This window comes from Nocardia sp. NPDC057440 (genome assembly GCF_042802915.1).
In the GTDB taxonomy this organism is placed as follows: Bacteria; Actinomycetota; Actinomycetes; order Mycobacteriales; family Mycobacteriaceae; genus Nocardia.
The window spans coordinates 511271-528558 of sequence record NZ_JBHVDF010000004.1 but is presented as its reverse complement, the minus strand read 5'-3'; the positions used below and the strand labels follow the sequence as shown (position 1 = coordinate 528558).

Annotated in this window: 16 protein-coding genes; 3 read left to right on the top strand and 13 right to left on the bottom strand. The window is 66.5% G+C overall.

Annotation, left to right across the window (positions count from 1 at the left end; all coding sequences use genetic code 11):
- Nucleotides 1–173: 173 nt before the first annotated feature.
- Nucleotides 174–1772 carry a phosphoglycerate dehydrogenase gene (gene serA / locus ACFU4Z_RS11480; RefSeq protein ID WP_379061637.1) on the bottom strand — a complete coding sequence of 533 codons (1599 nt, stop codon included), beginning with the start codon at nucleotides 1770–1772 and terminating at the stop codon, nucleotides 174–176.
- Nucleotides 1773–2596: 824 nt separating this feature from the next.
- Between serA and ACFU4Z_RS11475 the strand changes: the two genes are divergently transcribed.
- Entirely contained in the window at nucleotides 2597–3472 is an 876-nt protein-coding gene (locus ACFU4Z_RS11475) for a DNA polymerase beta superfamily protein (RefSeq protein WP_379061635.1), read from the top strand.
- 108 nt (nucleotides 3473–3580) lie between these two features.
- Here ACFU4Z_RS11475 and ACFU4Z_RS11470 read toward each other — a convergent pair whose 3' ends face one another.
- Nucleotides 3581–4075, bottom strand: a complete 495-nt coding sequence (locus ACFU4Z_RS11470) for a winged helix-turn-helix transcriptional regulator (protein WP_379061633.1) — start codon at nucleotides 4073–4075, stop codon at nucleotides 3581–3583.
- Nucleotides 4076–4193: 118 nt separating this feature from the next.
- Here ACFU4Z_RS11470 and ACFU4Z_RS11465 point away from each other — a divergent pair, with 118 nt between their 5' ends.
- Entirely contained in the window at nucleotides 4194–4841 is a 648-nt protein-coding gene (locus ACFU4Z_RS11465) for a dihydrofolate reductase family protein (protein ID WP_379061631.1), read from the top strand.
- A gap of 73 nt (nucleotides 4842–4914) precedes the next feature.
- Here the strand turns inward: ACFU4Z_RS11465 and ACFU4Z_RS11460 are convergent, their stop codons facing one another.
- On the bottom strand, nucleotides 4915–5118 hold the full coding sequence (locus tag ACFU4Z_RS11460) for a cold-shock protein (protein ID WP_040693519.1): 204 nt from the start codon (nucleotides 5116–5118) through the stop codon (nucleotides 4915–4917).
- Between the two features lie 380 nt (nucleotides 5119–5498).
- Nucleotides 5499–6257, bottom strand: coding sequence for a TetR/AcrR family transcriptional regulator (locus ACFU4Z_RS11455; RefSeq protein WP_379061627.1), 759 nt, complete (start codon nucleotides 6255–6257; stop codon nucleotides 5499–5501).
- 141 nt (nucleotides 6258–6398) lie between these two features.
- Here ACFU4Z_RS11455 and ACFU4Z_RS11450 point away from each other — a divergent pair, with 141 nt between their 5' ends.
- Complete coding sequence (locus ACFU4Z_RS11450; protein ID WP_379061624.1) at nucleotides 6399–7040, top strand: hypothetical protein; 642 nt, start codon at nucleotides 6399–6401, stop codon at nucleotides 7038–7040.
- On the opposite strand, the gene ACFU4Z_RS11445 is transcribed toward ACFU4Z_RS11450, so the two are convergent.
- The 9 genes from ACFU4Z_RS11445 to ACFU4Z_RS11405 all read right to left on the bottom strand — a co-directional run bounded on the left by ACFU4Z_RS11445 (nucleotide 7037) and on the right by ACFU4Z_RS11405 (nucleotide 16873).
- A complete protein-coding gene (locus ACFU4Z_RS11445; RefSeq protein WP_379061622.1) occupies nucleotides 7037–7420 on the bottom strand; it encodes a VOC family protein in 384 nt (127 codons plus the stop codon). The genes ACFU4Z_RS11450 and ACFU4Z_RS11445 overlap by 4 nt on opposite strands.
- Before the next feature lie 322 nt (nucleotides 7421–7742).
- Nucleotides 7743–9626: a 3D-(3,5/4)-trihydroxycyclohexane-1,2-dione acylhydrolase (decyclizing) gene (gene iolD / locus ACFU4Z_RS11440; RefSeq protein WP_379061619.1), complete on the bottom strand. Its 1884-nt coding sequence runs from the start codon at nucleotides 9624–9626 to the stop codon at nucleotides 7743–7745.
- Between the two features lie 364 nt (nucleotides 9627–9990).
- Complete coding sequence (iolB, locus tag ACFU4Z_RS11435; protein WP_379061616.1) at nucleotides 9991–10878, bottom strand: 5-deoxy-glucuronate isomerase; 888 nt, start codon at nucleotides 10876–10878, stop codon at nucleotides 9991–9993.
- A 385-nt stretch (nucleotides 10879–11263) separates the two neighbouring features.
- On the bottom strand, nucleotides 11264–12157 hold the full coding sequence (locus ACFU4Z_RS11430) for an aldolase (RefSeq protein WP_379061614.1): 894 nt from the start codon (nucleotides 12155–12157) through the stop codon (nucleotides 11264–11266).
- Nucleotides 12148–13086, bottom strand: a complete 939-nt coding sequence (gene iolC / locus ACFU4Z_RS11425) for a 5-dehydro-2-deoxygluconokinase (protein ID WP_379061612.1) — start codon at nucleotides 13084–13086, stop codon at nucleotides 12148–12150. Before iolC ends, ACFU4Z_RS11430 begins: the two co-directional genes overlap by 10 nt.
- Nucleotides 13083–13868, bottom strand: a complete 786-nt coding sequence (locus ACFU4Z_RS11420) for an ATP-binding cassette domain-containing protein (protein WP_379061610.1) — start codon at nucleotides 13866–13868, stop codon at nucleotides 13083–13085. The genes iolC and ACFU4Z_RS11420 overlap by 4 nt, the downstream gene beginning before the upstream one ends.
- Nucleotides 13865–14917, bottom strand: coding sequence for an ABC transporter permease (locus ACFU4Z_RS11415; protein WP_379061608.1), 1053 nt, complete (start codon nucleotides 14915–14917; stop codon nucleotides 13865–13867). The genes ACFU4Z_RS11420 and ACFU4Z_RS11415 overlap by 4 nt, the downstream gene beginning before the upstream one ends.
- A 16-nt stretch (nucleotides 14918–14933) precedes the next feature.
- A complete protein-coding gene (locus tag ACFU4Z_RS11410; RefSeq protein WP_379061606.1) occupies nucleotides 14934–15959 on the bottom strand; it encodes a sugar ABC transporter substrate-binding protein in 1026 nt (341 codons plus the stop codon).
- A gap of 11 nt (nucleotides 15960–15970) precedes the next feature.
- Complete coding sequence (locus ACFU4Z_RS11405) at nucleotides 15971–16873, bottom strand: TIM barrel protein (RefSeq protein ID WP_379061604.1); 903 nt, start codon at nucleotides 16871–16873, stop codon at nucleotides 15971–15973.
- Nucleotides 16874–17288 lie beyond the last annotated feature (415 nt).

Sequence of the window (17288 nt, the reverse complement as noted above, 5' to 3'; positions counted from 1 at the left end):
ACACACCCCCTCTGCGCTTCCTCTTTTTGCTCCACCCCCCTGCTTTCCTCCTCGCTGTTCCCCCCCCCCCCCCCACACCCCCCCCCCCCCCCCCACCCCCCCGCCCCCCCCCCCGCAACGGGGTTCTCGAAAGAGCCGGGACAGCTACGATCGTTCGCGCCTCGGCCGGTCGATCAGAACAGGTCGACCTGGACGACCTTGCCTGCGCCGACAGACTCGGCGATGGCGGCCTGGACATCAGCGGGGACCTCACGGCCGACGCGCAGCACGACGGTGGCGCCTTCCTTGTCGACGTCCTGGCTCAGCTGCGCGGCGAGGATGTCGATCCCGGCCTCGCCCAGCTTGGTGCCGATCTTGCCCAGTGCGCCCGGCCTGTCCTCGTAGTTCAGGACGGCCAGGTTCAGGCCCTCGGCGCGCAGGTCGTAGTTGCGGCCGTTGATGTTGACGATCTTCTGGACCAGCTGCGGCTCGGTCAGGGTGCCCGCCACGTTCAGCGTGCTGCCGTCGCCGAACACCGCGCGCAGATCGACGACGCTGCGGTGGCTCGGGCTCTCCGACGCAGTGGTCACCTGGGCGCTGATGCCGCGATCCTTGGCGAGCGCGGGCGCGTTCACGAAGGTGACCTGGTCTTCGACCAGTGCCGAGAAGACACCGCGCAACGCGGAAAGCTCCAGCACCGCAACGTCTTCGGAGGCCAGCTCGCCGCGCACCTGAACCTCGAGGCTGACCGGCAGCTCATTGGACAGTGCACCGAGCAGCGCGCCCTGCTTGCGGACGATGTCCAGCCACGGCGCGACCGAATCGCCGACCGAGCCGCCGGTGACGTTCACGGCGCCCGGCACGAATTCACCGGCCAGCGCGAGCAGCACGGACTTGGCGACATCGGTGCCCGCGCGGTCCTGCGCCTCGGAGGTGGAGGCGCCGAGGTGCGGGGTCACCACGACCTGCGGCAGGTCGAACAGCGGGCTGTCGGTGCACGGCTCGGTCTCGAACACGTCGAGGCCTGCGGCCCGCACGTGCCCGGACTTGATGGCGTCGGCGAGCGCCTGCTCGTCGACGAGTCCACCGCGGGCGGCGTTGACGATGATCACGCCCGGCTTGGTCTTGGCGATGGCTTCCTTGCCGATGATGCCCTTGGTCTCGGGGGTCTTCGGCAGGTGCACGGAGATCAGGTCGGCGCGCTCGAGCAGCTCGTCCAGGCTCAGCAGCTCGATGCCGAGCTGGGCCGCGCGGGCGGGCGACACGTAGGGGTCGTAGGCGACGATCTTGGTTTCGAAAGCGGCAAGGCGCGCGGCGAAGAGCTGGCCGATGCGGCCGAGGCCGACCACGCCCACGGTCTTGTCGAAGATCTCGACACCGTTGAACTTGCTGCGCTGCCAGGTGCGCTCGCGCAGGGTCGCGTCGGCGGCCGGGATCTGGCGGGCGGCGGCGAGCAGCAGCGTGACGGCATGCTCGGCGGCGGTGTGGATGTTGGAGGTCGGCGCGTTGACGACCATGACGCCGCGCTCGGTGGCGGCGGGCACCTCGACGTTGTCGAGGCCGACGCCAGCGCGCGCGACGATCTTCAGGTTCTTGCCCGCCTCGAGCACCTCGGCATCGACCGTGGTCGCCGAGCGCACGAGCAGCGCGTCGGCCTCGGGGACCGCGGCGAGCAGCGCCGGGCGATCGGGTCCGTCGACCCACCGCACCTCGACACCGTCACCAAGCGCATCGACGGTCGACTGGGCGAGCTTGTCGGCGATCAGAACAACAGGACGGCCTGCTTGGCTCACGGTGGAGTACTCCTGGGGAGAAAGGGGGTCGGCAATTACCGCCGTTCAGCTTAGTGGGCGAGGGTTCGCGGCTTGTTACCCCCCGGCAGGCGGCCGCCGTCAGTGCGATCGAGGGGCGGCGTCGCGGCACGTCCACGATCGAATCGACCCGGAAATACAGCAGGCCCCCGGCGCCGATGGGCGCCCGGGGGCCTGCTGGAAGTCGAGTCAATCGACCGTCATGCTTACTCAGCCACCGAAGGAACCGGTCCACAGGGTGCTGAGGATGCCGTTCAGAGCCGCACTGCCAGTGCTCAGAAGACCGTTCAGGGCGGCACTACCGGTGTCGATGATAACGGGGATCATTACTTACCTCTCGTCGAACGAAATCCAGTTTGACTGGCTAACACAGTGCACATCGGGGCTCCCGCAAATCTGGTTACAAAATTCTGTAATAATGTGACCCACATTACATTTTGATCTCAATCGTGAGCTGGACAACCGTCCATAAGCATCCTGAGCAGCTACGATGCCGACACTCCAGGTCAACGCAAGTTTTTAATACCCATAGTTACTCCGGCAAAGGATCTATGTTGCGAATCCCTAAGGGGAGCTTGGCAATTGCCTGAGAATTACCACTGCCCACGTCCGATGGAAACTCGGACAAACATGGCGATTACACACGTCGGACACCATGCAGCGTGAAATATCCAGCGCGGATCGACCAGTGGGCAGCAGCATCGCCGAGCACCCGACGCAACCGGCCGCGCATTCGGCAGGCGCTTCGCGCCGGTCAGAGCGAAAATGGGCTGCACAGCGCAATCACCGGCACATAGCATCGTCGGATGTCCCTGCGCGCGATCCCCGACTCCATGGACCCGACGGTCGTCGGATCCATCGACGCCGAGCTCCATCGGGTCGAGCGGGAGAATCGGGTCACGGTGCGGTTGGCGATCGAGAGCGGCAGCCGGGCATGGGGTTTCCCCTCCCCCGATTCGGACTACGACTGCCGGTTCGTCTACGTGGCGAACCTCGACAACTACCTGTCGCCGTGGCGCACCAGGGATGTGATCGAGACCCCGCTGGTAGGTCTGCTCGATGTGAACGGATGGGACCTGGCCAAGGCACTGCGGCTGCTGGTCAAGGGCAATGCCGTGTTGATCGAGTGGTTGATGTCGCCGATCGTGTACCGCGGCGACACCCGATTCCGTGATGAGCTGCGCGCCTTGGCAACCGAGGTCGCCGATCGCAACCAGGTGGCCCGCCACTACCTGCACCTGGGCAGCAGGCAATGGTCACTGTTCGACAAGCACCGGTCGCTGAAGAAGGTGTTCTATTCGCTCCGCCCGGCGATGGCGCTGCGCTGGTTGCGCGAACATCCCGACGCTGCCGTTGCGCCCATGCACCTGCCGACACTGCTGGAGCAGTGCGATCTGCCCGCGGATCTCGTCGCGACCGTCGCCGAGCTCACCGAGCTCAAGTCACGCACCCGCGAAATGGGCACCGGCGCCGCTCCCGCGCCGATCGCCGACTTCATCGCCGCTGAGTTCGCTCGCGCCACAGCCGTTTTCCCGAAGACCCCGGACCGCGATCTGGCGCGCGCACACGCGGCGACCGCAGACTTTTTCCGCAAGGAAGTCCGCGCGGTCGCGCCGCCCGAGGTAGCGCCGGTCCATGGACTACCACCGTCGCCACATGGGACCGTCTACGAACGTTCCTGAATGACCGAGGAGGTGACAGTTTGCACGACTCGGCGTCGAAATCACATCGATGGCATCGGCGTGCACGTCACGTCGCCGACATCGGCGTCCGAGTCGAGTAGTGCGGCACTACGATTCGGCGATCGCCGCAGCATAGGCCTGAGCGAGTCGCTCTGTCGCCCGTGGCCCGTTCGGATCGGGCCGCGGGACACCGAGATGGGATTCGCGCAGTTCGTCCATGAACTCGCTCCAGAGCTGCGGCCCGCGCTCCTCGAGCAGTTCGGCGCGTACCCGGAGACGTTTCGTCGTCGGCCGGTGCCGTAGCCCCCACGCGCCGAGGTGGGCCATCGTCGGCACCAGCTGGATGGCGGGTTCGGTCAGCCGGTACTCGGCTTTCTGGCCGGGGCGGGCGTCTTCGCGGCTGAGCAGTCCGGCCGCGACGAGGCGCTTGAGCCGGTCGGACAGGATGTTCGACGCGATGCCCTCCTCGGATCCGGCCAGCAGCTCACGGAAGTATCGCCGGTTGCCGAACATCACGTCGCGCAGCACCAGCAGCGTCCACCGGTCGCCGATCACCTCGATGGTCGCGTTGATCGGGCAACCCGAGCGTCCGTCGTCGCGCATGCGGTGCCCCTTTCTCATGCCGAAATCTCGAAAACTTCTGATTGCAATATACAACCAGTTGCGCTTACAGTACTCCACAAGCGATTGCAAAGTGCAATCACTCGACGAAGGAGCCATCATGCCGAAGCTGCGCGTGCACAACCTCGCGATCTCCCTGGACGGATATGTCGCGGGACCGAACCAAGGCCACGACAACCCTCTCGGCGAAGGCGGCATGCGCCTGCATGATTGGGCGTTCGCCACGAAATACGGTCGCTCGATGGGCGGCGAGGACGCCGACGGCGACACCGGCATCGACAACGACTTCGTGGTGGCAGGCGACGTCGGTATCGGCGCGACCATCATGGGCCGCAACATGTTCGGACCGATCCGCGGACCATGGACAGACCACGAATGGACGGGCTGGTGGGGCGACAACCCGCCCTACCACCACGACACCTTCGTGATGACCCACCACCAGCGGCCGTCGGTCTCGATGACGGGCGGCACCACGTTCCACTTCGTGAACGACACCCCGGAAGAAGTGTTGCGCCAGGCGCTCAAAGCTGCCGATGGCGCGGATGTGCGGTTGGCCGGCGGCGCATCAGCCGTCCGGCAGTTCCTGCGCGCGGGCTTGGTGGACGAATTGCACCTGGCCGTCGTCCCGATCCTGCTCGGTGCGGGCGAACGACTCTACGACGAGCTCGGGACGCTGCCCGGATACGACTGCACGTCAATCGTTAGCTCCCCCACCGTCACCCACGTCCAGTTCGCGAAAATCCCCTGAGCGATCCGCCCCCGGATATGGCAAGAGGCCCGCACCCCCTGCCGGGTGCGAGCCTCTCAGAAGTCACGCTTGATCAGATAGCGCGGACGTCCTGGGCCTGCGGACCCTTCTGGCCCTGGCCGATCTCGAACTCCACACGCTGGCCCTCTTCGAGGGACCGGAAACCCGAGCCGCTAACGGCCGAGTAGTGCACGAAGACGTCAGGGCCGCCTCCGTCTTGGGCGATAAAGCCGAAGCCCTTTTCGCTGTTGAACCACTTCACACTGCCTTGAGCCATGTTCTTTACTTCTTACTTCCTGTAGGCGAGCCTGGCAGATCACTTTGATAAGCCCGGTCTCGACGTCAACAATGCCATCATCCGACGAATTCCTCCACATCTGGCACCTCCCACTGTGAGCAAACCGACGTTCCAGGGGCACTGTGGCACCGAACCCGGGCCCGGCGCGCATGTCACGGAAACGGCTCTGACGGCGGGCGGAGGCAACAAACGGGCTAGTTCGAGACCGGTCCGAGATCGCAATGTTGCGGTCGCACAACGATTTCGCGTCGAACGCGGGCGCACCGCAGGCTGCCGGTACCGGCTCGTGGCGCGGCGAAAAGTGTGCTCGTCGCGGCCACCGAACCCACGGGTTTCGCGGCGGATCACCCAGCGCCGTCCTACCCAGGCTCCGCGTCGAGAACTGCGACGGCGATGCCGTCCAGAATGAGTTCGAGGCCGAAGGTGAAATCGTGATCGTCGCTTACCCCAGCGGCGGGCGGCGGTTCGAAAATGTCGGATCCGAAGAGCTGCGCGGCATCAGGGTATCGGTCGGGGTCGACAAGACGGGCCAGGTCACGGCCATAATTCTGCTCGACCTGCACCTGGTCGAGACCGGCCGCTCGGCTGCCATGTTCGAGTTGGTGCGCCAGCACGAAACCCTGCCGGACATAGCCGCTGACGACCATGATGACACCAATCTTGGCGGCCCAGTCCAGCTTCGTACCGCGTAGAGCGCGCAGGCCGGCGTCCATCCAGTCGATCGCGTTGGGCCCACGCGGCGGGCCGCTGATCGGCAACTGGGCCAACCAAGGGTGGCGGCGGAAGACTTCGAGCTGCGCGAGGGCCCAGCGCCGCAGATCTTCGCGCCATTCCCCTTGCGGGACAGCGAGTTCCGTCGCCGGGCCGAAGCCGAGGTCTGCCATCAAATCGTTCAGTTCGTCTTTGGAGCCGATGTGGCGGTACAGCGACATGGGCGTAACACCCAGTGCCGCAGCGATCTTCGGCAGGGTCGCGCCCTGGAGTCCGGCACGGTCGGCCAACGCGACCGCCGTGCCGACAACTCGGTCCACGTCCAGTTCCGCTGGACGGCCGAGCCGCGGCCCGATCGGCAGCCGCCACATGCGCACGAGCTGGTCGGGCAGCTTCTCGCCGGACATTGTCGCGGACCTCCATTTCCACTGGTCAAGGCATCACCGAACTTTAACATGCGCCTTATAGTATAAGTCATATACTATCCATGGACCCGCTCCGTCGACAATGTCGGCGGCCGATCCGGGACTCCTCGAAAGCGAGAGCACATGGACGCCGACGCAATACGTCGCACTACCGGAATAGCCGGTCTCGTCGCGGCCGTACTGACCCTGATCGAACTGCCGCTGTACTTCGTCTACGACGGTGCGCCACCCGACTCGAATGTCTTGACCCGCAGCATGTTCGGGCTCACTGGGCTTACCCTGCTCGTCGCCTTCATGTCGGGCCTGGGATACCTGCTGAAGCAGACCGACTACGCATGGGCCGGTTCCGTCGCCGCCACCGCGGGACTGATGTGGCTGACGGTGGCATTCGTCTCGATGGGCCTGGAGGTCGGCGCTGTGATCGAAGCGCCGGAACCGATCGATCCGACCATCACCGTCAGCGGCACCTACATCTTGTACGGCACGATCTCCCGGCTGCTCGAGACGTTGTTCTTCGCGACCTTCGGCTTCGTGGTGCTGCGCACCGCACTGCTACCGCGCTGGGTCGGCTGGTCGGCCTTGGTGCTTGCCCTGATCAACATCGCGTTCGTCCCGTCGCTGTTCTTCGGGAACACACCGGCCGATTTCTACGCGGCGAACGGCTGGGGCACGACGGCCACCGTCGGCGGCCTCACCATGCTGTGGATCCTGGCGGTCGGGGGCACACTGGCGACAACACGCCAGCCCACACCAGTGACCGGCTAGCCGGCGAACTCGGTCAGGGACAGCACATTTCCGTCCGGGTCGGCGAACCAGGCCACCTTGTCACCACCCGGCGAAGCCCACACCCCGGCGGCGTCCTGAGGCATTCCCTCGTAGCGGAGGAACACCACCCCGTGTTCGGTCAGTTCGGCGACGGCTCGGCCGATGTCGGGCACGACCCAGCCGAGCACAGTGAACGGTTGTGGAGCAAGCTCGTTCACCAGGGTGATGCGCACCGTCGTGCCCGCGCCGCGCGCGACAACCGCATACAGCGTCGCCTCCACGATCGTCAGACCGAGGACCTCCGCGAAGAACTTGCCGGACCGAGTCAGGTCCGACGACGGCACAAAGGCGACAACTTCGGCATCCGCAAGGGGGCCCATAGGCGGAGGCTACCCGCCCGAACCGACCCGAACGGACATTTTCGTGCGGTGTGCGCCGCCGGTCGCCAGGTGCTGGGCACGACCGGCAACCCTGCCCTATCGAGTCGAGGCCAGAGAATCGCCCTGCGATGCCACAAGGACGGCATCCGTGGCGACTTCCATTCCGCCTGCTCGGCCGAGCAGTAGCGATGACGTAGTCGGTTCGCGTCCAGAGCACCGACCGACCCAGCACGACTGGATACGCTGCTGGCCGGACTGCTTCCGAGAAATGTCCGGATCCAGCACGTAGTTGCCGCGAGGCCGCCATCGAGCAGGCCGGCGACTACAAATACCGCACCTGGCGCGCCTTCGATTCCTCGTATGCCGCTCGGCCGGAGAGGTGCTCCGGCACACCGACCTCCCACCAGGCTCCGGCTTCCGTCCATGCGGACGGCTGGGTGCGCACCACCAGCACGGCCGGGCGCGACTCGACGCGGGCGGCAGTCCGGGCCCGGGCGTAGGCGTCGCGGACTTCGTCCAGGTCGGTCGCGGTGAATACGGTGCAGCCCAGGGCGCGCGCATGGGCGGCGAAGTCGACTCGTGGCGGTGCGGCGTGGTTGGTGCGGCAGTTGGCGTAGAAGTTGTTGAACGGTTCGCCGCCTTGGCCTTCTTGCAGCCGGGCGATCACCGCGTAGCCGTCGTTGTCGCAGACGATGGCGACCAGCGGGTGGCCTGCGAAGGCCGCCGAGAACAGCTCGGAGTTCAGCATGAGATAGGAACCATCGCCGAGCATGGTGGTGACCAGCCCATCGTGTGCCATTGCCGCGCCCCAGGCGCCCGCGATCTCGTATCCCATACAGGAGAAGCCATATTCGACATCCATGGTCGGTGCGCCGCCGGTGGCGCGCCAGCCGCCGACGAGTTCGCCGGGCATGCCGCCGGAAGCGGTCATGACATAGTCGTCCGGCCCGCTCAGCTCGTTGACGACGCCGACCACCTGGGCATAGGTGGGTGTGCCCGTGGTCGAGGCGCGCAACGTGTCGATGTGGGCGTCCCATTCGGTGCGCACCGCGGCCGCTCGTGCCGTCCAGTCGGCATCGACTCGCCAATCGTCGTCGGTGTCATCGGACGATCGAATCTCGTTCTGCCCGAGCGTATTCGGGTCGAGCTGCCCAGCGAGTTCCCGGAGCGCCGCCGCGGCGTCACCCACGACCGCGAGCGCGCCGTGCTTGACAGCGTCGAAACGCGCCGCGTTGATAGTGACCAGGGTGGCGTCGGGGGCGAACACCGTCCACGACGCCGTCGTGAAGTCCTGTAGCCGGGTGCCCACCGCGAGCACCAAGTCGGCCGCGCCTGCCATCGCGTTGGCCGACGCCGAGCCGGTGACGCCGAGCGGTCCGGCATACAGGGGATGCTGATGCGGGATCAGGGTGCGGCCCGCTGTCGTCTCCACGATCGGGATCCCGTGCCGCTGCGCGAGTTCGACCGCTGCTGCGGCCGCTCCGGAGTAGCGGACTCCGCCGCCGACCACCAGCAGCGGCCGTGACGACGCCCGCAGCGCCGCAGCCGCATCGGCCAGGGATCGCTGGTCCGCACGGGGCCGGACCACGCGATGCACAACCGGTTCGAACAACGACTCCGGAAAGTCGTAGATCTCGGCCTGGACGTCTTGCGGCAGCGCCAGCGTCACCGGCCCGGCATCAGCCGCGTCGGTGAGGACCCGCGCCACCTGGGGCAGCGTCGCGAGCAACTGCTCGGGCCGGGTGATTCGATCGAAATAGCGGCTCACGGCCCGAAAGGCGTCGTTCACCGTGAGCGTCCCGTCGCCGAAATGCTCCACCTGCTGCAGCACCGGATCCGGCGCGCGTGTGGTGAAGGCATCACCGGGAAGCAGTAGCAGCGGAAGCCGATTCGCATGCGCGACGCCCGCTGCCGTCACCATGTTCAGCGCGCCGGGCCCGATGGACGAGGTCGCAACCCCGACCTGCCGCCGATGGGTCGCCTTGGCCAGTCCCACCGCCGCCAGCGCCATCCCCTCCTCGGTGTGCCCACGCCACACCGGTATCTCGTCGCGGCGCTCTTGCAGCGCGGTACCGAGGCCGAGCACGTTGCCGTGCCCGAATATCGCGAACACTGCTGGAAACAAAGGCACTTCATGCCCGTCGATGGTCTCCGACCGCTGGGCGATCAGCCACGCCACCAACGCTTGGGCCGTGGTCAGCTTCATGCGCTCCATCCTTCGAGGTCGGCCGCTACACAACGTGAGTAGACAGGGCCATTGCCGGCGGGGGTATGGGAAAACCGCGCGGCTCCATGGCTCCGCGATGGGTGTGCCACAACCAGGCGGCCTCGGAGCCGCTGCTGCGTGAGCGCGGCATCACGTTGATGCGCATCGATCAGGCGCACAACGACAAGGACACCGATCCGGTGCCGACCACCGAATCCGATATCGCGTTGCCAAGTCATGAGCGGAGCACTTCGTGGGCGGTGACCGTGCGGCGGGGTCGAATGGGACGAGCACATGTGAATCGCCGGCATTGCCTCGCACCCGTTCGCCGGAGGGCCCGTAAACGCCCCGCCGATGGGCGGATTCATCGGCACCGGCCTTCGTGGTCGGTGACCGGACAGCGAGAATCGGTCGGCTGTCCCGCCCAACTGTCGCGCACCCAGGTGTGCGCCGGGTCGTCGCAGAAGGCCATGGAGCGCTCGGGGGCCGGGCCTGCCAGCACGTTGAGGTAGTACATCGGATAGCCGGGGGCGGCGATGCACGGTCCGTGGTAGCCGCGCGGCACCAGGAAGACATCGCCATCGCGGACTACGACGTTCTCGTCCAGCGCGCCGTCGGCGGTGTAGGTCCGGTGCATGCCGAAACCCTCGCCGGACGTGGTGATCCCGTCGCGCCCCGCGATGCGGAAGTAGTAGATCTCCTCATTGACCACCTCGCATTCGCTGGCCTCGTCGTGCTTGTGCGGCGGGTACGAGGACCAGTTGCCGTCCGGGGTGATCAGCTCACATGCGTTGAGTTTGTCGGCGTGGTCCCATATCCCGGGAACGCCGAAACTCGTGACCTGCCGGGTCGCGGGCCCCGCGCCACGCACCTCGACCGGAACCTTCTCCGCCGGACCATATCTCGGCTCCAACCGATTCACGCATCGCGCCATCGGCAGCGCGACCTCGACCCCGCCCACGGTCGACAACTCGACCTCGGCATCACGTGGCACGTAGGCGAAGTCGGTCACCCGTGTGAACACCGAATCCCGGCCGTCCAAGACGAATTCCAGACCGTCCACCCGCACCGTGCACGACCCCGCCAACGGCAAAACGAACGCCTCGTACTCCCCCGTACGCACCGTCCGCGCCTCGCCGGCCCCCAACCGCAGGACACGCAGCCCGGCGTAACTCCATCCCGCCGCTTCCGCGGTGAGCGACACCGGATCCACCTCGTCGCTCAACGTCCCAGCCCGCCGATGCAGATTCATCGCACCTCCCGCCCGAGCCGCCACTGCCATCGTGCCCCGTTGCCGAGTGGCACATGATGGACAGCCCCACTCGATGTTCGCCGCAGCCACGCACCACTCGCTGGGATATCCCGCGCCGGCGTCGCCGAACTCCGGTGACACGGCGAGAGCGTTCTGCCCCCGAGCGTGATCATCGGGCCTCCTTTCGGGACCTGGGCCGCTATGTCTGCTGATGTCGTGACCTCGCCGCCGGGCGAAAGGGTGGTGCGGCCACCTGACAATCCCGCGCACTCGTCCGTGTCCACCGCCTCGATGACCGAATCGTGGCTGATCCGGCCGCCCCATTCGGAGCGACTCATCGCCAGGTCGCCGCGCATACCGCGACCAAGGGCGACGAGTGAGGCATTCATCGAGCCTCTTTCAGGATCTGGGCGGCCGCATCCACTGCGGCCGCGACATCACCGTCGGGCGGATAGAGAAGCGTGCGGCCGACAACAAGGCCGCGAACCACGTCGTGGCCGAGTGCGCCGCCCCACGAGGCGAGGTCGGCGGCCGGGTCGCCCGACGGAGCACCACCGAGAACCACGACCGGGAGCGTTGTCGCATCCAGCACGGAGAAGTCCTGCGGCGCAGGAATTTTCAACCACGTGTAGGCGGAGGTGACGCCGAGGCCGGACGCTACCGTGATCGCTCTCGCCAGCGCGGGCGCATCCCTGCTCATCACCAGGGTGCCCGCGGCGTCGCGGTGGTAGGGCAACGGTTCGACCATCGCCATCAGACCGTGTCCGGCCAGCTCCGAGACAGCTTGTGCGCACGCGTGCAGCGTCGGGATGGTGCCCGCGTCCGAGTCGACGAGGCGCAATAGCATTTTGCCGCCGTCGAGGCGGAAGCGGACCAGCGCGTCGGCGTCGTATCCGGTAAAACGGTCGTCGATCTCCCACTTCGCGCCCGCCAGGCCACCGCGGTTCATCGAGCCGATGACGACCTTGTCGTCCAATGCGTCGAGCAGCAGTAGTTCCTCGACGACGTCCGGGGAGCCGAGCACACCGTCCACCTCCGGGTGGGCCAGCGCGACGAGCAGTCTTTCCAGCAACGTGCGGCGATCCGCCATCGCCGTCAGATCCGAGCCGACACCGAGCGCGCCACGCGCCGGATGGTCGGCGGCCACGAGGAACAGCGTTTCCTTCTCCGACAACAGACCTGGACGCCGATGCCGCTTGGCATAGGCCCGTTCGATCGCAGCCGGGTCGGTCGCGCGCACACGCAGCAATTCCTGCCAGCGCTCATCGGTCAGATACACAGCACCTCCTCGATCTCGGCGTTCGTCGGCATCGCGTCGGCACACGCCAGTCGTGATGCCACCAACGCACCAGCGGCGTTGGCGTAGGTGGCGATCCGCTGCGGATCCCAGTCCGACAGCAGACCATGGATCAACGCGCCACCGAACCCATCGCCCGCACCGAGCCCGCACCTCACCTCGACCGGGCACGGCGGCACCGACCAGCGTCCGGATTCGGTCGCGACAAGCACGCCCGCTGCGCCGCGCTTGATCACCGCAAGCCGCACACCGCGGGCAAGCAGCCGGTCGGCTGCCTCGTCCGGATCGGCGCTGCCGACCGCCACCTCTACCTCGGTGCGGTTGCCCACCACCACATTCACGTGGTCGAGCATCCAGCTGATCTCGGTACGCGCGGTCGCCGCGTCCGGCCAGAACATCGGCCGATAGTCGAGGTCGAGCACCGTGTGCCCGCGGCGGGCACGGCGTTCGAGTACGGACCGCTGAGTGGAACGGGCCGGTTCCGCACTCACGCCGGTGCCCGTAACCCACAGCAGCGGAACAGAATCCACCACATCCCACGGCACCTCGTCCGGCTCGATGGTGAGATCCGGTGCGATGGGCGCGCGATAGAACAGCAGCGGTGGATCGGCGGGCGGGTCGAGCTCGCAGAAGACCACGGGAGTCAGCAGATTCGGCGCGGTTGTGACGTACCGGGCCGATACGCCGAAGCCCGTCAGCGCCGAGCGCACGAAACCGCCGAAGCCGTCCGGTCCGACCTTGGTCAGCACCGCGGCGCGCCTGCCGAGTCGGGCGGCGGCGACCGCGACGTTGGTCGCGGTGCCGCCCAGGAACTTCGCGAAGGTCTCGACCTCGGCCAAGCCGACGCCGCTCTGCAATGGGTACAGATCGACGCCGACTCGCCCGATCGTGAGCGCTTCCAAGCCGCTCACGGCGTCACCACGCGCTGCAACTCGTGCTGCAAGGCGTCCAGCTCCGCGCCGCCCGCCATTTGGCGGGTCAGCTCCGAGACGTCGATCTCCGACTTCTCATAGGAGCCGAGCATCGCACCCCGTTTGAGCAGCAGGAACCGGTCGCCGACCGGGTAGGCGTGGTGCGGATTGTGGGTGATCAGAATGACCCCGAGCCCGCGATCACGCGCCTGCACAACGTATTTCAGCACCACGCCGGCCTGCTTCACACCGAGCGCCGCGGTCGGCTCGTCCAGAATCAGCACCTTGGCCCCGTAGTGCACGGCACGGGCAATGGCGACGCACTGTCGCTGGCCCCCGGAAAGAGTGCCGACCGGCTGCTCCATATCGCGGATTTCGATCCCCATGTCCTCCAACGCCTGTCGCGCGATCTCGCGTCCCTTGCGTCGATCGAGCAACCGCAGCGGACCGTATCCGACCGTCGGCTCCGAGCCGAGGACGAAGTTGCGCCAGACGCTCATCAGCGGCACCACGGCGAGGTCCTGATACACCGTCGCGATGCCACGGTCCAAAGCCTCCCGGGGCGAGGCGAATCGGGTGGGCTCGCCCTCGACGCGCAGTTCGCCCTGGTCGTGCTGATGGACACCGGCCAGAATCTTGATGAGGGTCGATTTGCCCGCACCGTTGTCGCCGAGGATGCAGGTGACCTGGCCCGCGTTCACCACAGTGGTGACATCCCGCAGCGCGACGACGCCGCCATAGCTCTTGCCGACATCGGTCGCTTCGATCAGTGGAGTAGTCATCGGCGTACCCTCTCGGCTCGCTTCTGGAATCTATTGTTGACCAGCACAGCAGCCAGCAGCAGCACGCCGAGGAACAGCATGAACCAGTCGCTGTCCCACCGGGCGAACACAATGCCCTGGCGGGCCATACCGAAGATCAGCGCACCCAGTGCGGCGCCGATCGCCGAACCGAACCCACCGGTCAGCAGGCAGCCGCCGACCACGGCCGCGATGATGTAGTGCAACTCCAGCCCGACACCCTGGTTGGCCTGCACACTGGCAAAACGCAGGATGCCGCAGGAGCCGACGACCCAGCCCGCGAACGCGGTGGTCATGAAGAGCACGATCTTCGTCCGATCCGCGGGGACACCGACAGCGCGGGCGCTCGGCAGCGATCCGCCGACCGCGAAGATCCAGTTCCCGAACTTGGTGCGCACGAGGACAACTGCGGCGATCGCCGTCAGTACGATCCACCAGACGACCGAGGCTTGCAGATGGGTGTCACCGATATTCAAGGTCGATGCGAACACCCACCCCGCCGAGTTGTAGCCGTCGGCGCTGCGAATGCCCGACACCTGAACGGTTCCGGTGACCAGCCGGGTAACACCGAGGTTGAGACCTTGCAGCGCAAGGAAAGTGCCGAGGGTGACGATGAAGCTCGGCAGCCCGGTGCGCATCACCAGCCAGCCGTTGAACGCGCCGACGGTCAGCGCGAACACCAGCGAAACCACCAGGGCCGCCCAGACATTCCACCCCGCGTTGACCGCGAGCAACGCGGTCACCAATGCGGTGGAGGCGGTCATCACGCCTGCTGACAAATCGAACTCGCCGCCGATCATCAGCAGCGCCACCGCGACGGCCATGATCCCGAGCGTGGAGGAATCGTCGAGCCAGGTCGCGATGCCGAGTGCGCTGAGGAACCGATCGGTGATGATCGAGAAGAACGCGAACACCAGCATCGCGCCCAGCAGCGCGCCGATCTCCGGTCGCACGATCAAGCGCTGGAACAGCGAGGGACCGTCCGGCGGCGCACTCACGGTGACTTCGGAAGTTTTTGTGGCAGTACTCATGTGATCCATTCCGATCTCACCGCGTGCCCTGCGCCACGAGCGCGGCGATGGCATCGACGTTGTTCTTGTCGACGAAGGCGGGGCCGGTCTGCACCGGTGCGCCACCACCGACGAGGTTCAGGTTCGTCCGCGACAGCTGCAGCATCACCACCGGCAGATAGCCCTGTTCGAATTGCTGCTGATCCACCGCGAAGAGCAGCTTGCCCGCGCGAATCGCGTCGACAACATCGGTATTGAGGTCGAACGTCGCGACTGTCGCCGCCGACTGCGATTCCTTCACCGCATCCACCGCACGCGCGGCAACCTGTGAATTCAGCGTCAGCACCGCGTCGATGGACCGGTCGGCCTCCAACGCGCCCTTGATACGGGACTGTGCGTCGGTCGGATTGTTGATGTCCACCTGCAACGTGGACCCGTTGCCGAATGCCTTGGTGGCGCCCTCACAACGCTGATTGGCGCCGATATTGCCCGCCTCGTGGATCACGCAGAGCAGCTTCTTGCGTCCGGCATCGGCCAGCCGCTTGCCTGCGGCCTGCCCGGCCAGCGACTCGCTCTGCCCGACGTGACCGATCGCACCGAACTTGGCGCTCTCACTCTCACCCGAGTTGACGGTCACCACCGGAATGCCCGCGGTGACAGCCTTCTCGATGGAAGGCCGCAGCGCTTCGGGATTCGCCATCGATACGACGAGCCCGTCCACTCCTTGTGCGACGGCGTTGTCGATGAGTTTCGCCTGCTGTCCCGGATCGCCCGCCGAGTTGTACTCGACGCGGACTCCGAGGTCCTTGCCCGCCGCCTCGGCCCCGTTCTTGACGACATTCCAGAATGCGTCGCCGGGGCTGCCGTGCGTTACCACTGCGACAGAGTTCAATGTGCCTGCGGCAATGGGTGATTGCGTCGAGGCAGGGGCGTCGGTGCCCGGTCCGCTGCAGGCCGCGAGGAGGGCGGTCGCCGCGACCCACGGCAGGATGCGCCGCGCCCCTCGCCGCCACGACATGGCGCCGGGTGCGGGACGGTGTGCGCGTAGAGACATCGTTGTCATCAACTTCCCCACTAGATTCGTGCCGATGTCAGTGCGGCGCCGATGCCCGCGAGGTGGCGCAGACTGCGGAGCGCATCCCGGCTCGCCGGCTGTGCGCCGTCGTCCTTGCCGAGAGCCGTGTCCTGTTCGATGACGTACCAGCCCTGGTATCCGGCCTGGTGCACGCTGCGCACGAGAGTTTCGACGTCGACATCGCCCGCGCCGAGGGGGACGTAGAGCCCGCGCCGGACCGCCTCGCTGTATTCGATTGCGCCACTGCGCACTTCGTTCGCCAGCGCGCTGCGCACGTCCTTGAGATGAATGTGCCCGATCCGATGGGGATTTCGCTGTGCGAGGCCGACCGGGTCGGTGCCGCCGATGAGTAGATGGCCGGTGTCGAGGCAGATGTCGAGCTCCGAGTCGGCGAGGAAGCGTTCGACCTCCGCCGCGGTCTCGACGTAGGTGCCCACGTGCGGATGCAGCGTGGTGCGCAGGCCGTGCTCAGCGGCGACACCGCTGATCGCGGCGGCGGTTTCGACGAGGGTGCGCCACTGCGCATCCGAGAGCGGCGGCCGGGTGTCGTACCCGTCGAGTCCCGTCGCGGCCGCGAGGACGAGCACTTCCGCGCCCGTCGCGGCGAACAGTTCGGCGGTCGCCCGTGCGGTCTCGATGGCGCTGAGCGCATCCTGATGTAGCGCGAGCGCGAGGAAACCGCCGACCGCGCTGATGCCGAACCCGTCCAGCAGCGACCGCAATTCGACCGGATCCTGCGGGAGGTAGCCGGGTGGACCGAGCTCCGTCGCGGAGATCCCGAGGGTGACCATCTCGGTCAGGACGGTCCGTGCGTCGAGCACGTGTCCCCAGCCGGGGACTTCACAGACTCCCCAGGAGATTGGCGCGGCCGCGATACGCAGCGGGTAGAGAGGTTCGGTCATCGGGACTTCTCCGACCTTCGGTGTCGATCGACGTGTAGCGCTCCGAACTATTGGAGCGCTCCAACTATGTAACGTGGGTCATAGTGTGTCAAGTACTGCGTCGCTGGCCAAGATATCGCTGCCACCTGCGAATATATCGACAACCAGGACAAACTGGGAGCGCCGGCGAAGTGAAGAATGTCCAATTAGAGCGCTCTATTGATTAGCGTGCGCCGACCTTGTAACGTCCGACACTGCACAGATCACCACACGCGGAACGGAGGCGACATGGCGCGACCGACCATGGAAGACGTCGCGGCGCGCGCCGGCGTCTCCCGCGCCCTGGTCTCCCTCGTCATGGGGGGGGCCCCCCCCCGGGGGGGTTAAAAAAAAAAAAACACCCCACAAACCCACACAAAAAGGGGGTGGGGTGGGG